The 14,838-nt window shown below is 48.8% G+C and carries 15 protein-coding genes; 11 read left to right on the top strand and 4 right to left on the bottom strand.

Features of this window, described 5'->3' with window-relative positions; translation table 11 throughout:
* Positions 1-80 precede the first annotated feature (80 nt).
* Both H6G46_RS11460 and gloA read left to right on the top strand, forming a co-directional pair.
* Positions 81-1,319 (top strand): CHAT domain-containing protein, encoded by a 1,239-nt coding sequence (locus H6G46_RS11460; RefSeq protein ID WP_223211279.1) that lies wholly within the window; start codon positions 81-83, stop codon positions 1,317-1,319.
* A 113-nt stretch (positions 1,320-1,432) separates the two neighbouring features.
* Positions 1,433-1,828, top strand: a complete 396-nt coding sequence (gene gloA / locus H6G46_RS11455) for a lactoylglutathione lyase (RefSeq protein WP_010873329.1) — start codon at positions 1,433-1,435, stop codon at positions 1,826-1,828.
* A 312-nt stretch (positions 1,829-2,140) separates the two neighbouring features.
* Here gloA and H6G46_RS11450 read toward each other — a convergent pair whose 3' ends face one another.
* Entirely contained in the window at positions 2,141-2,920 is a 780-nt protein-coding gene (locus H6G46_RS11450; RefSeq protein ID WP_010873330.1) for an SDR family NAD(P)-dependent oxidoreductase, read from the bottom strand.
* Between the two features lie 622 nt (positions 2,921-3,542).
* On the opposite strand from H6G46_RS11450, the gene rsmD reads away from it, so the two are divergent.
* Both rsmD and H6G46_RS11440 read left to right on the top strand, forming a co-directional pair.
* The gene (rsmD, locus tag H6G46_RS11445) at positions 3,543-4,103 is read left to right on the top strand and encodes a 16S rRNA (guanine(966)-N(2))-methyltransferase RsmD (RefSeq protein ID WP_010873331.1); all 561 of its coding nucleotides are present in this window, start codon (positions 3,543-3,545) and stop codon (positions 4,101-4,103) included.
* A 27-nt stretch (positions 4,104-4,130) separates the two neighbouring features.
* Positions 4,131-5,360 (top strand): glycosyltransferase family 1 protein, encoded by a 1,230-nt coding sequence (locus H6G46_RS11440; RefSeq protein ID WP_010873332.1) that lies wholly within the window; start codon positions 4,131-4,133, stop codon positions 5,358-5,360.
* A gap of 255 nt (positions 5,361-5,615) precedes the next feature.
* Here H6G46_RS11440 and gnd read toward each other — a convergent pair whose 3' ends face one another.
* From gnd to H6G46_RS11420, 3 genes are all read right to left on the bottom strand, one after another.
* On the bottom strand, positions 5,616-7,043 hold the full coding sequence (gene gnd / locus H6G46_RS11435; RefSeq protein ID WP_014407132.1) for a decarboxylating NADP(+)-dependent phosphogluconate dehydrogenase: 1,428 nt from the start codon (positions 7,041-7,043) through the stop codon (positions 5,616-5,618).
* A gap of 210 nt (positions 7,044-7,253) precedes the next feature.
* On the bottom strand, positions 7,254-7,673 hold the full coding sequence (locus tag H6G46_RS11425; RefSeq protein ID WP_010873334.1) for a hypothetical protein: 420 nt from the start codon (positions 7,671-7,673) through the stop codon (positions 7,254-7,256).
* On the bottom strand, positions 7,673-8,092 hold the full coding sequence (locus H6G46_RS11420; protein WP_010873335.1) for a hypothetical protein: 420 nt from the start codon (positions 8,090-8,092) through the stop codon (positions 7,673-7,675). The genes H6G46_RS11425 and H6G46_RS11420 overlap by 1 nt, the downstream gene beginning before the upstream one ends.
* A 348-nt stretch (positions 8,093-8,440) precedes the next feature.
* On the opposite strand from H6G46_RS11420, the gene H6G46_RS11415 reads away from it, so the two are divergent.
* The 7 genes from H6G46_RS11415 to bchB all read left to right on the top strand — a co-directional run bounded on the left by H6G46_RS11415 (position 8,441) and on the right by bchB (position 14,821).
* Positions 8,441-9,646, top strand: a complete 1,206-nt coding sequence (locus H6G46_RS11415; RefSeq protein ID WP_041425833.1) for an SGNH/GDSL hydrolase family protein — start codon at positions 8,441-8,443, stop codon at positions 9,644-9,646.
* Positions 9,647-9,738: 92 nt separating this feature from the next.
* Positions 9,739-10,899 carry a cysteine desulfurase family protein gene (locus H6G46_RS11410; protein WP_010873337.1) on the top strand — a complete coding sequence of 387 codons (1,161 nt, stop codon included), beginning with the start codon at positions 9,739-9,741 and terminating at the stop codon, positions 10,897-10,899.
* Between the two features lie 21 nt (positions 10,900-10,920).
* Positions 10,921-11,595: a ComF family protein gene (locus H6G46_RS11405; RefSeq protein ID WP_010873338.1), complete on the top strand. Its 675-nt coding sequence runs from the start codon at positions 10,921-10,923 to the stop codon at positions 11,593-11,595.
* An 89-nt stretch (positions 11,596-11,684) separates the two neighbouring features.
* A complete protein-coding gene (locus tag H6G46_RS11400; protein WP_010873339.1) occupies positions 11,685-12,299 on the top strand; it encodes a L,D-transpeptidase in 615 nt (204 codons plus the stop codon).
* A gap of 124 nt (positions 12,300-12,423) precedes the next feature.
* A complete protein-coding gene (locus H6G46_RS11395; RefSeq protein WP_010873340.1) occupies positions 12,424-12,744 on the top strand; it encodes a DUF433 domain-containing protein in 321 nt (106 codons plus the stop codon).
* Positions 12,728-13,063: a DUF5615 family PIN-like protein gene (locus tag H6G46_RS11390; RefSeq protein WP_010873341.1), complete on the top strand. Its 336-nt coding sequence runs from the start codon at positions 12,728-12,730 to the stop codon at positions 13,061-13,063. The genes H6G46_RS11395 and H6G46_RS11390 overlap by 17 nt, the downstream gene beginning before the upstream one ends.
* A gap of 231 nt (positions 13,064-13,294) precedes the next feature.
* Entirely contained in the window at positions 13,295-14,821 is a 1,527-nt protein-coding gene (gene bchB / locus H6G46_RS11385) for a ferredoxin:protochlorophyllide reductase (ATP-dependent) subunit B (RefSeq protein ID WP_010873342.1), read from the top strand.
* Positions 14,822-14,838: the final 17 nt, after the last annotated feature.

Below are 14,838 nucleotides of genomic sequence, written 5' to 3'. Positions count from 1 at the left end.
GCCTACTGCTTTTTATCGGATTGGCCCCTTGGGTGCAAGCTCAAATAAAACTTCCCCTAAATTTTTCCCCACCAATCTTGGTGAGTTCACAGCCCAGTAATGCCCTCAACGTCCAACAGGTAAACGAGCTTACCACGGACCTTGAAGGTAAATGGGCAGGAATTTACGAAAACTATTTCCAAGAAGATTTCTCTAGCCTGGGTTTAACCACCGAGGAAATTGGTAAAAAATTAGCTTCTCTACAGCAACAAACGGGGCAAAAAGCGGCCATTTTTTGGATTAATCCCGAAGCAGATGGGGTTTCCATTTGTCTGTTAACCGGCGATCGCCCAACGGTGGGGGTAAAGGTGCTGGATACGGCGGAACAAAATTTGATGGCCACCGCGGAAATGTTTGCCCTGCAAGTGAGTGATCCCCGCAACCAAAATTATCGAGCCACCGGCAAAAAGTTATATGACTGGTTGATTGCTCCTGTGGCGAACGAATTGAAAGCCAATGCCATTGACACCCTAATTTTTTGTGTGGGTCCTAAACTGCGCTCTCTCCCCTTTGCCGCCCTCTATGACGGGGAGAAATTTTTAGCCGAGCAATATGCCATCACCCGTATTCCTGGTTTTAACCTGACAGAGTGGGGCCCCACCGACCTGAGTCAAGCAAGAATTCTGGCTATGGGATCTTCGGAATTCACGGATGCTGAACCGTTACCGGGGGTGGCTTTGGAGATTGCCAACATTACCCCCCAACCCTGGCCCGGGGTTGCCATGCTCAACCAACAATTCACGATACAAAATTTGCAGGCGGCCCGCCAACAACAGCCCTTTCCCTTGGTGCATCTGGCCACCCATGCGGAATTTAATGCCGGTTCCCCCGCCGACTCCTACATTCAGTTTGTTAACAGTCGCTTGAACCTCAAGGAAATTAGGAATTTACAATGGCAGAATCCTCCCGTTGATCTTTTAGTGCTCAGCGCTTGCACCACTGCCTTGGGTAATACTCAGGCGGAATTGGGGTTTGTGGGCCTGGCTCTGCAATCTGGGGTCAAATCAGCCCTGGGTAGTTTGTGGCGGGTCAGTGATCTGGGCACCATGGCTTTGATGAGTGAATTTTATTGGCAGTTAAAAGCTAAATCCTTCAAGGCCCAAGCTCTGCAACAGGCCCAAATCAGGATGATTAATGGGGAAATTAACCTCGATGCTGGAGAATTGCACACTTCCCGGGGGGCGATCGCCGTGGAGGATGAATTATTAACGTTGAGAAATCCCGAACTTTCCCATCCCTACTATTGGGCAAGCTTTTCCCTGATTGGCAATCCTTTTTAGAAGTTACTTCAACTGCTCACCACCACCAGATCCTGGAAAAGATAAAGCCAAGGGCGATCGCCAAGATTTTGCTAGGATCTGCCTGTTGACCCAACTTAGATCATTAAAAACTTATGTTCTTGCTACACACCATGATTCGAGTGGGAGATTTAGACAAATCCCTGCAATTTTACTGCGACATTTTGGGGATGAATTTACTCCGCAAAAAAGACTACCCCAGTGGGGAATTTACCCTCGCTTTTGTGGGTTATGGCAAAGAATCGGAGAACGCGGTGATTGAGTTAACCCATAACTGGGGCACCGATAAATACGATTTGGGTAATGGTTTTGGCCACATTGCCCTGGGGGTGGAAGACATTTATAGCACCTGCGACAAAATCAGAGATAAGGGAGGGAAAGTGGTGCGGGAACCGGGGCCGATGAAGCACGGCACCACCGTCATTGCTTTTGTGGAAGATCCCGATGGCTACAAAATTGAATTGATCCAAACTTCCTCAAAGAAAGATTAGGTTCACACTGCTGAGGTGCAGTCCTAACTTCTATAACCATTGCAGTTGAGTAATCTAAGAGCGTGTTTGAAAAGCCCCCCTGGCCCCCCAAGTTTGGGGGGAAACTAAGTCAAAGTCCCCCAGTATTGGGGGATTTAGGGGGCAGAATCAGACTTTATAAACAGGTTCTGAGTACCCGATCGCCGATTGTTTTTGTTAAGGGGACAGGTCTTGCCAGTCCCCCAAACTTACTGGAAATTTGGCGAGTTGATGGGGGAAAGTACAAAACTTGCAATGGTTCCCTAGGTAGACAATCCTATCCCTGGGAGGGGATCAAACCGATTGGGGGGTAGCCAACAGCAGTACCCGTTCCAATAATTGGGGGGCAAACCGTTGGCACCACACAGCCAGATGACTCTGCCAACCCACCAAAATTTCACTACGGTTTTGTTTTAAACCTTTGACTAAGGATTGGGCCACTCGACCGGCGGTCATGGCTCTGACCCAGCGGAATTTTTGTAAACCCTTGGCCATATCCGTGTCGGTCAGGGTGGGTAGCAGGGTAACCACAGCGATGTTATGGCGGGCCAGTTCTCCCCGCAGAGCTTGGCTAAAGCCGAGAATGGCAAACTTAGTGGCGGAATAGGTGGCCATGGTGGGGGCCGCCACTTTGCCCATCAAACTAGAAACGTTGACAATGGTGCCCTCTTTTTGGGAGACCATGCGTCGGGCCACGCAACGGGTGATGCAATACAGACCCATTAGGTTAAGGGAAATTTCTTGGTAAACTTCCGGGAAGCGGCTATGGAGAAAGGGATTTTGGTGGGCAACCCCGGCACAGTTAACCAGCAAATGGATGGGGCCATGGTCCCGCCAAGTTCTGGCGATCGCCGTGTTGACGGCCACGGGTTGGGTTAGGTCCAGGGGCAAGGCAATGGCCTGTAATCCGGGATGTCGTTGTTCTAATTCGTCAGCCAATGTTTGCAGACTGGCGTGGTTACGGGCCACAAGGATAATTTTTCCCAGACCTTGTTTGGCTAGTTCTTCGGCGATTGCCCGGCCGATGCCCCGGGAAGATCCGGTCACTAAAGCAGTTTTGTTGAGTAAATTCATTGCTTACCTCCTATGGAATATGAGGCGTGTTCTCCCTGGGAATAGATACGGAACAAATGCCGACAGGGAGAAATTTTTGGGTTAATGGGTTAAGTACGATATTGGAGAAATTGGTTCTCCGTAACCCCAAAGCGGGGCACTAACTTTGCATTCCAGGTGCTAGCGGGGAATGGACAAGACAGTGCTATGACCTAGGCCTACCTAGAAATCACGGCCATGGTTCAACCTAAAAGCGATGGGAAAAATTAACGAACCAAGGGGAGACAAACGGTGCTCCAGACAATGACGGGCATAATTTTTGACCTAGACCCCGAACCATTGCCTCGAATAGTTCTTCAGTCTGGGGTGTGGTGGCTTGACTGGCACTGATGCATGGGGAGCATGGTAAACGCCTCCTAAAATTGTTTCAGCGTGGTTAAATGCACTCTCTGAAGCACACGCTAACAGATCAAACAAGAAACAGCAACAATTCTTAATATTTCGGGGCCAGTTTGGCGATCGCCCCTGGCTGGAGAGGCAGTTTTTCCTATGTCCTTTGTCGCCCTGATGTGAGAATTTGGAGTATCCCTTCTGAGATTGCCTGGGCAGTCAGTGATGGGAGGGTCAATTTTTGTTCAGTGCTATGCGTATTTACGGCAATCGCCTCCTGAAAACCCTACCGGGGCAACAGACTAGACCTACCACAGGGAAAGTCCGCCTGGCATTATTCAACATTTGGCGGGGAGAAATTCAGCACTGCCACTGGTTGGACCTCTGTGCGGGCAATGGCACCCTGGGGGCTGAGGCCCTGTGTCGGGACGCGGACAAAGTAGTGGCGATCGAGCAGTCTGCCAAAGTTTGCACCATCATCAAAGAAAATTGGCAAAAACTAGCGAAGCCTGGGCAACAATGGTCAGTTTTGCGGGGAGATGTGCTGAAATTGCTCCCAAGCTTGGCAGGACAAACCTTTGACCGCATTTACTTTGATCCCCCCTATGGCAGTGGACTATACAACCCTGTTTTAACCCTGGTGGGGGAATTGCAAATTCTCAGCCCCACTGGAGAAATGGCAGTGGAATATGACCGACACCATTGGCAGCCACCGGAGCAGATTGCTGGGTTGGAATTAATGCGTCAAAAAAAATATGGGTTGAGCAATTTAGCTTTTTATTGGCGGGAGCAAGGGGAAGCTTTGCCGATATAGTATTCTAGGTTGGCCCACCGCCGGATTGTGAAGTTTTGTTGTGAAGGGCGATCGCCGGGTGCGGCCCTGGATAGTGCCTTCTATTTTGTTGATGTTGATCTGATTTACCCCCATCTAGCCATGCGTGTTGCCCTGTTTACGGAAACCTTTTTGCCCAAAATTGATGGAATTGTCACCCGTCTGAAGCACACAGTGGAAAATCTGCAACGCCAAGGGCATCAGGTATTGGTCTTTTGTCCAGAGGGGGGGCTCAAGGAATATAAAGGGGCAAAAATCCATGGAGTGAAGGGCATGCCTTTACCCCTTTACCCAGAACTAAAACTGGCTTTCCCGTCGCCCCAAATTAAACAGGCCCTGCTGAAATTTCAACCAGACCTAATCCATGTGGTCAATCCAGCGGTATTGGGCTTGGGAGGCATCTATTACGCTAAAAATTTGCATATTCCCCTAGTGGCTTCCTATCACACCCATTTACCCCAATATTTGCAACATTATGGTCTAGGGGCCCTGGAAGGGGTGCTGTGGGAACTGTTAAAACTGGCCCATAACCAAGCGGAATTAAATCTTTGCACTTCCTCCGCCATGGTGCAGGAATTAGTCAACCACGGCATTGAACGGGTGGATTTATGGCAACGAGGGGTAGATACGGAACTGTTTCAGCCCCACCTGAAATCGGCCCAAATGCGGCAAAAACTGTCCCAGGGTCACCCTGACGATCCCCTATTTTTATATGTTGGTCGGGTTTCGGCGGAAAAACAAATCGATGAAATTAAGCCAGTGCTCGAGGCCATTCCCCAGGCCCGGTTGGCGATCGTGGGGGATGGACCTAACCGAAAAAATTTAGAAGCCCATTTTGCTGGCACTAATACCTATTTTGCCGGCTATATGCAGGGATTAGAGTTGGCGGCGGCCTTTGCTTCCGCTGATGCGTTCATTTTTCCTTCCCGTACTGAAACCCTGGGCTTAGTACTTTTGGAAGCTATGGCGGCGGGCTGTCCCGTGGTAGCGGCGGCCTCTGGGGGCATTTTAGACATTGTCACCGATGGTGAAAACGGTTACCTGTTTGATCCCGCTGTGGCAGGGGGAGTGGTGCAAGCCACCCAAAGGTTAATGTCCGCCCCTGGCGATCGAGAACTCTTGCGACAAAACGCTCGGCAAGAAGCGGAACGATGGGGTTGGCCAGCGGCCACCAGACAATTGGTGGACTACTACCAACTGGTAGCCTATGGGGAAAATGACGCTCCGTTAGCGGCTTAGGGTATAGCTTGCCACCCTCTGACTGTAGACAACAACTCGCTAAACCGTTACCAATCCTCGCAAACTTTCCCTCCAAACTTCGGGAAATTGGGGGGCATTTAAACTCCGAAAAAAATTTCCCCCGGCACAACCAAGGGGAAGAATACAATTATTTTTTCAAGAATGCCGAGGGCCTTTTGGATCTTTACCCCCATTCAGAACTTGACTGAATTTCTTCCCAGGGTTGGGAGAGTAATAATTGTGGCAAACAAAAAATCAATCAAGCCATTCCGTGTGGAAAAATTCTCCCCTCGGCTTATCAGTCCGTTCATAGGTGTGGGCCCCAAAGTAATCCCGTTGCGCTTGAGTCAGGTTTTGGGGAAGCACCGCCCGCCGGTAACTGTCAAAGTAATCCAACGAGGAACTAAAGGCCGGCACTGCAATGCCCATTTCATTGGCCAGCATCAACACTTCTCGCCATGGCCCCTGGCGATCCAAAATACTTTGCTTGAATTCCGGAGCTAGAAGTAAATTGGGCAACTGGGGATTGTCTTTAAAAGCTTTCTTGATCTTGTCTAAAAAGCCAGCTCGGATAATGCAACCCCCTTTCCAAATGCGGGCAATTTCCGGCAGGTTAACGTCGTAGCCAAATTCCTGGGAAGCTTTGGCAATTAGGGCCATGCCCTGGGCATAGGAACACATTTTCGAGCAATAGAGGGCATCCCGCACCTTAGGAATCCAGGCTTCTACGTCCCCACTAAAGGTTTTACTGGGACCCGACAGTTGACCGGAAGCGGCCACCCGTTCTTCTTTGAGGGAAGACATTACCCTGGCGTTAACGGCGGCGTAAATAGTGGGAATGGGCACTCCTAATTCCAAACCACTCATCACCGTCCAGCGTCCTGTGCCCTTTTGGCCGGCGGCATCAAGGATGTAGTCAATTAAATGGCCTCCGGTTTCGGGATCCTTTTTAGCAAAAATGTCGGTGCTGATTTCAATCAGGAAGGAGTTTAACTCATCGGTTTGATTCCATTGGCCAAAAACTTCGTGGAGTTGTTCGTTGCTCAAGCCGAGGCCATTTTTCAAGATGTCGTAGGCTTCAGCGATTAGTTGCATATCGCCATACTCAATGCCGTTGTGGACCATTTTGACGTAATGTCCTGCTCCCCCTGGGCCAATAAAAGTCACACAGGCGGGATTATCGGGGTCTTCCACCTGGGCGGCAATTTTAGTCAGAATGGGTTCCAATTCTTTGTAGGCGGCCGGGGTACCACCGGGCATCAAACTAGGACCCAGTAATGCGCCTTCTTCCCCTCCACTGACTCCCATGCCGACAAAGCCCAGGCCGGTGGCTTCCAAATCTTTGGTGCGACGTTCCGTATCTTCATAAAGGGAGTTGCCACCATCAATGATCATGTCCCCTTCTTCCAACAGGGGCTTCAACTCATTGATCACTGCATCCACGGGTCCCCCAGCTTTGACCATTACAAGGATTTTACGGGGGCGTTCCAACAGTTGGACAAATTCTTCTACGGTGTAGGCGGCTTTGATATCTTTGCCCACAGCCCGTTCGGCCATGAATTTCTCAGTTTTGTTGGGGGAACGGTTAAACACGGCGATGGGAAAGCCTCGACTTTCCACGTTGAGGGCAAGATTTTCCCCCATTACCGCTAGTCCAATTACCCCAAAAGTTCGCTTAGTCATAATAGCTACGTTAAATTGCACAGTCGGGCAAGGTTAATTTCCTTAAGGGTACATCGCATTTTTTGTTTGCTACCCCTGGGGCAAAATTTTTCTCCCTTTGCTTCCATTCTGACCCGGCTTAGTTTGGCGGTGGCTAGGTTCATCGGCGATCGCCTTTTGATCCGTAGATATTATTCTTAGTTAAATGGCTCTGGCTCTGGCGATCAGAGTTTATAAAGAAATTTCTTCGTGGGTCAAAGCAATTCCTTCGTCTTTACAGGTTTGTTTGATAAGAATTAGCTGACTGGGCTTAATGGCTCCAAAAAGATGAATCCTCAACGAATGATTGGTGTAATATCTGCCATAACTTTTGACTTGCCCGATCGCCGCTTTCCAGTTCTTGGCGGTCTTGACTTCAATAATTTCGGTCTTGGTCAGAATATCTATCCTGCCAACGGGGGTTTGAACTTCGATGTCTCCCCCCAATTTTTTCGCTAACCTTTTTTGATACCAAGACTCAGGATGCTTTTGTCCACTGGGAAAACTTTCCCCCAATGTGACTTTTTTCTCCCTTTCCTGCCCATTAACTGCATCGATGAGATCCCTAACGAATCCCCTAACAAGACTCTGGAATGGATCTGGTTTGGGCATTATTCACCGCCAAACATTTTGTACAGCCCATAGCCAGCTAATCCAACTACCGCACCAGCGGCGGCGATCGGGGCCATTCCTATTCCTATGGCCGTTCCAGTAAGAGCTAATCCCATTCCACCTAATGCCGCAGATGTCCCTGCTCCAACTACCGCACCAGTAGCAATTGCCCCAACTGCCATTGGATCTTGACCTTCGATTGCTTTTTTTGCTCCAAAGGCGGCAGACCCAACCACCGCACCAGCGGCCGCAACTGGGGCCATCCCTATGCCAATCCCGGCCCCGGCAACGGTTAATCCCATCCCTCCAATAGTTGCGGAAAGTCCAGCCCCAGCTACAGTCCCGACTGCAATTGCACCAGCCGCAATATCGGTATCGTCAATTTGACTGTTTTCTTGATTCTCGTTTTTGTTATCCATGGTGGAGAGTCTGTTGGGATATGTGTTTGTGATGGAAACTTGAAGATTAAACGGCGATCGCCTATTGGACTGTGAACTTTCTGAGGGCAACTAAATTTGAAACTTAGAAAGGTTAATACTGGTTTTTAGAAAGATTGTCGAGCAATTGTCCTATTTCACTTTTGATAATTCAGTATATTTTGCTACAATTTTATGTTTCTTTACCTTTTGTCCCCTACCAAATGGCGATCGCCTCGATGATTGTGGCTTGATCAACTTCGAGGTCATTAGATGTGGGTATAGTTATTGAGTTTGGTTTAGGGGAGGTTCACCCCAATGCCACCTTTCTCCGCAATCGTTTTATTCTCCATGACAAAATCTCCTCAAAAGAAACAGTGGTTGGCCAATGCCTTACTGGTGCTGGGCAGTTTAGGTTTTGCCGTGGTGGTGGCGGAAGTGGCCCTGAGGTTAATGGGCATTGGTTATCCCAGTTTTTACCAAGTCGATCCCCAACGGGGCCATAGTTTAATTCCCAATTTCAGCTCCCGTTGGACCCATGAAGGCAATGGTTTGGTAAGAATTAATGCCGATGGCCTGCGCGATCGCCATTATGAAAAGGAGAAACCGGCGGATACCTATCGCATTGTGGTATTGGGGGATTCTTTTTCCGAAGCAATTCAGGTTGATGAAGATGAGACCTATTGGAGCGCCATAGAAAAAAATTTGCCTTCCTGCCCCGGCTTAACGGGTAAAACGGTGGAAGTAATTAATTTTGGTGTGGGGGACTACGGCACTGCCCAGGAATATTTAACTCTCCAGCACCATGCCATGGAATACCAGCCAGATTTAGTCTTACTGCAAATTTTCACCGGCAATGACATTGTCAATAACTCTCGTCAACTCAGCCCTGGCGATCGCCTAGCGCCCTTTTGGGAAGAGGTGGATGGTAAATGGCAAATGCAGTTCGATTTTAAGGAAACAGCGGCCTATCAACGGCGGAATAGTGCCCCAAGACGATTCCTGTACAGCTTGATTAATCGGGTGCAGTTGCTACAAGTACTCAACGAAGCCAAACGACAATGGGTAACCCAGCGGACTTTAACCACCCAACAGCAAGGCAATGCTGACATCATTCCCGCTCTAGATTTCGACGTTAATTTATACCGGGAACCCACTGACCCCGCCTGGGAACAAGCTTGGGCCGCTACGGAATCTTTAGTCATAGCGACCAGTCAACTAAGTAGGGAAGAAAGTGCTGATTTTTTAGCAGTGGTGATTAGCAATCCTCCCCAGGTATATCCCGATCGCCAGGTGCGGGAAAAGTTAAAGCAGCTAGGGGCGGAGAATTTGTTTTACCCTGATCAACGGTTGAGCGCATTGGGACAACAGGAGGATTTTCCTGTGTTGACCCTGGCGAAAACCATGCAACAAAAAGCCGATGCGGAGCAAATTTATTGGCACGGTTTTGAGAACACCATCCCCGGAGTGGGTCATTGGAATGTTCAGGGCCATCAACTGGCCGGCGAATTAATTGGCGATCGCCTTTGCCAAATGGTGACAGAGCAAAAAAAGTAAAACGTTATCCTTTAATCTAAGTCCCGCAAAAGTTGAGCAAAATTAGCCGGGGATATGGGAACTGAAAGGATAAATGAGCAGAGGAAATCACTATGGAACGGCCTCTTTACTTCGACAACCACGCCACCACTGCCCTCGATCCTAGGGTACTGGAAGCCATGCTCCCTTACCTGACAGAGCAGTATGGTAATGCGGGCAGTGCCCATTTTTACGGTTGGCAAGCCTCAGCGGCAATTAAACAAGCTAGGCAAGAAATTGCCGAGACCATGGGGGCCCAACCAGAAGAAATTATTTTCACCAGCGGCGCTACGGAAGCTAATAATTTGGCCATTCGGGGAGTGGCGGAGGCGTACTTTGCCCAAGGGAAACACCTGGTGACGGTGGAAACGGAGCATCAAGCGGTGTTAGCTCCCTGTCGTTATTTGGAAACCTTGGGGTTTGAGGTGACCTATTTGTCAGTTCAATCCAGTGGTTTGGTGGATTTAACCGAGTTGGAAAAGGCTTTACGGCCCGATACCATTCTTGTTTCCGTGATGGCGGCCAACAATGAAATCGGCGTGCTGCAACCCCTCAAGGAGATTGGTGCTCTCTGTCGCCAACGCTCAATTATTTTTCATTGTGATGGGGCCCAAGCCTTGGGCAAAATTCCCCTCGACGTCCATCAACTTAACATTGACCTACTTTCCTTCACTGGGCACAAAATCCATGGACCCAAGGGCATTGGGGGATTATATCGCCGTCAAAATCCGGGGGTGAGGTTAGCGCCCCAACTGTTGGGGGGAGGGCAGGAAGGTAATTTTCGTTCCGGAACTCTGCCGGTGCCCCTGATTGTCGGTTTAGCCAAGGCTTTGACCATAGCTGGGGAAACTTTAGTGTCGGAAGGCGATCGCCAGCGACAACTGCGGGATCAACTCTGGCAAGGTCTGGCAAAAATTAGTGGGGTGGTGCTGAATGGGGACTACGAACAAAGGTTACCGGGCAACCTCAATGTCAGTATTACTGGGGTTGATCCCAAGGCTTTGCTAACTACATTGCAACCTCGATTGGCATTATCTTCCGGTTCCGCCTGTTCTTCCTACCGCACTGAAGCTTCCCATGTGTTGTATGCCCTGGGTCGGGACAAAACCAGCGCCCAAGCTAGTCTCCGTTTTGGTTTAAGCCGATTTACCACCGAGATAGAAATTGACCAGGCGATCGCCATTGTGACGGATACAGTAGCTAGGTTAAGGGCCGATGCTTCTAACCAGAGTTAAATTCCCGTAAGTTTCTCTTCCATGTGGCAATCAATTCGTTCCCTCATTTTTCAAACTCCCTGTCCTCTATGCCAAAAACCCAGTCAGGATCAACTTTGTCGGGATTGCACTGGACAAATTTTGAGCCATCGTTTTCCTCGTAAATTCCAGCAATGGCAAGGAAACTTTCCCCGCTTTGTTTGGGGACAATACGAAGGACAATTGCGGCGGGCTTTAACGGTGATGAAGTTTGAGCAACAGCCAGACATTGGCATTTGGTTGGGGGAACAGTTGGCAGAACAGTGGTTACAACAACCCCAAGCTAAAACTAAATTGCGTCCCCAGGTGGTGCCCATTCCCCTAAACGCTCGTAAGCAAGCCCAACGGGGATTTAATCAAGCTGAAAGAATTGCCGCTGGTTTTTGCCGCCTGACTGGTTATGTTCTCCACCCCCAAGCATTACAACGAGTTAAAGATACCCAAGCTCTGTTTGGTCTTAGCCCAGGCGATCGCCGCCGGGAATTGCAATCAGCTTTAGCCACGGGGCCAGGGTTTAACACTCGCCGACCCTGGTTGATTTTGGATGATATTATTACGACCGGCACCACCGCCCTAGAAGCCCGACGGATAATGGAAGAAAAGGGAGCTAAAGTGTTGGGTATCGTGGCGATCGCCGCACCGTCTTTTTCCCAGCCCATGGAACTTAGACAGCAATGATAATGATCATTTAACATAATATTTCTGTTGGTCTGTATTCAATCTCGTATTGTTAAAGCCCTATCGTTCCCTTTATTTTTGTCAATCCTATGCAGAAACAAGTCTCTCCCCTAGCCCGTGTCGCCCTTTGGTTGGGTGGTGTTAGTTTGACTGCAACCAGCTTGGTCATTCCCACCGCGGCCCAGGCCCAAAGTAGTCTCAATGGAGGTAGTGCCATTCCTCCTTTGAAGCCGATTCCCGAATCTACCTACACTCCTCCTGCTGCTCCCACCAGTACCCCTAGCAATCCAACTAGCCAGGCCTTGGCCACCCATATTGTGCTGGTACTGGGAGAACGGAAAGTTTACGCCTACCAAAACGATAAAGTTTTAGCAAGTTACCCGGTGGCAGTGGGCAAAAAAGGCTGGGAAACACCCCAAGGCAATTTCCAAGTAATCCAAATGGTGGAAAATCCCGTGTGGGAAAATCCCTGGAATGGCAAAAAAGTGGCCGCCAGCTTGGATGGTCCCATCGGTATCCGTTGGATCGGTTTTTGGAGTGACGGTAAAAATACCATTGGTTTCCATGGCACCCCGAAAAAACATGAGCATTTCCTGGGCACAGCGGCTTCCCACGGTTGCGTCAGAATGCGAAATCAAGATGTGGTGGCTTTGTTCAACATGGTGCAAAATGGCACCCCAGTGCGGGTAGTGCAGAAAAAATAGATGATTTGAACTGACTGAATCAAAACGGCGATCGTGTACAACCGTGAAGGATTATAGTCCCGGTTTCTGAGTTGTAACTTCTGATCGCCACTCAGGGTAATGGTGCAATACAGAGGAAATACCAATGGCGACAACCCTAATCAATCATATTGAGATCACGCCAGGAACCTGTGGTGGAAAACCTCGCATCGCTGGGCACCGGATCACAGTTCAAGACATCGTGATCTGGCACGAACGAATGGGACTATCTCCCGACGAAATCGTCCATCATTATCCTAGTATTACTTTAGCTGACGTTTATGCAGCTTTGTCTTACTATCACGATCACCTTGAAGAAATTAGGCAAGGAATTATTGATGATGAAATTTTTGCTGAAGAAATGCGGTCCAGTACCCCTTCTTTGATGGAAGCAAAATTAAGAAAAGTTCATGGCAAACAGGATTAAATTTCATCTTGATGAAAACATCAGCTATAGCATTGCCCTTGGCTTACGTCATCGCAGTCTTGATGTTACAACAACTCCGGAAACTGGTCTGCTAGGGGTTTCTGATCAAGAGCAGTTACAGTTTGCTGGGTCTGAAGGCCGAGTAATTTTTACCCAAGATACTGACTTTTTAAAATTAGCTCAATCATCTCCCGATCATACTGGCATCGCTTATTGTTCTCAACGAAATAAGTCGATTGACCAAGTTATTCAAGGATTAGTCTTGATGTGGGAAATTCTCGAACCAGAAGAAATGTGTAATCACATTGAGTTTTTGTAGTGTATTTACCACAGACAGATAGTGATAAATACCTATGGCGATCATGTCTAAGCATTAAGAATTGTATGGAAAGACGTAAAAAAATAATTGAACTAAATAAAGCTGAAAGTGAATCAGGATAAGCATTACAGAAGATTAAAAGCTCGATCAAAATGTAAAGTTACTGCTCGACAAGGTTAAGGCTTTTACCGACAATTTGAGGGTGAATTATGCCCCCGGAGTCTGAACCCTATGAAATTGGCCTATTGGATGTACGCTGGCCCGGCCCACATTGGCACCCTACGCATCGCCAGTTCTTTCAAAAACGTCCACGCCATTATGCACGCTCCGTTGGGGGATGATTATTTCAACGTCATGCGCTCCATGTTGGAACGGGAGCAGAATTTTACCCCTGTCACCACCAGTGTGGTCGATCGCCAAGTGTTATCGAGGGGTTCCCAGGAAAAAGTGGTGGACAACATTGTCCGCAAAGATGGGGAAGAAACGCCGGATTTAATTGTGCTGACCCCCACCTGTACCTCCAGCATTTTGCAGGAAGATTTGGCCAATTTTGTTGACCGGGCCCAGATGGATGCCCACTGTGATGTACTTTTGGCGGACGTGAACCATTACCGCTATAACGAATTGCAAGCTGGCGATCGTACCCTTAAGCAGATTGTCGAGTTTTACATCAAAAAAGCCCGGAAACAGGGTAATTTAGCCACGGAAAAAACAGCTAAGCCATCGGTGAATTTAATTGGCTTCACCACCCTAGGTTTCCACAATCAACATGATTGCACCGAGTTAAAGCGATTAATGGCGGATCTGGGCATTGAAGTAAACCTGATTTTGCCGGAAAAAGCCACGGTGGATCAATTGGCTAAAATTCCCCAAGCTTGGTTTAACCTCTGCCCGTACCGGGAAATTGGTTTGATGACAGCGGAATATTTGCAAGAAGAATTTGCCCAGCCCTACGTGGACATTACCCCCATGGGAGTGGTGGAAACGGCCCGTTGTATCCGCAAAATGCAACAGGTGTTAAATCAACAGGGTTTCGACGTTAACTACGAAGATTTCATCCAGCAACAAACCCGTCACGTCTCCCAAGCGGCCTGGTTTTCTCGCTCTATCGACTGTCAAAATCTCACGGGCAAAAAAGCAGTGGTCTTTGGGGATAATACCCATGCGGCCGCTATGACCAAAATTTTGGCCCGGGAAATGGGTATCCACGTTGTGCTAGCAGGAACCTATTGCAAATACGATGCCGATTGGTTCCGAGCCGAAGTATCTGAATACTGTGACGAAGTGTTGATCAGTGAAGACAACGGGGCGATCGCCGATGCCATAGCCAGGATTGAGCCGGCAGCAATTTTTGGCACCCAGATGGAACGCCATGTGGGCAAACGCTTGGATATTCCCTGCGGTGTGATTGCGGCCCCGATCCATATCCAGAATTTTCCCCTGGGCTACAAACCTTTCCTCGGTTACGAAGGGACAAACCAGATTGCCGATTTGGTGTACAACTCCTTCACCCTGGGCATGGAAGACCATCTGTTGGAAATTTTCGGCGGCCACGACACCAAGGAAGTGATCACCAAAGGCATTTCCAGTGACTCTGATCTAGGCTGGCACAGCACCGCCCAAGCAGAATTGAATAAAGTGCCAGGGTTTGTGCGGGGTAAAGTTAAACGCAACACAGAAAAGTTTGCCCGAGAGCGGGGCCTATCGGAAATCACCCTGGAGGTTATGTATGCCGCCAAGGAAGCCGTGGGAGCTTAAGGGTCTGTGGGCCAAAA

Origin of the sequence: Synechocystis sp. FACHB-908, from assembly GCF_014698595.1 — a bacterium.
Lineage (GTDB): Bacteria > Cyanobacteriota > Cyanobacteriia > Cyanobacteriales > Microcystaceae > Synechocystis.
The sequence above is the reverse complement of the archived record's forward strand: the minus strand, read 5'-3'. Positions and strand labels throughout refer to the sequence as shown.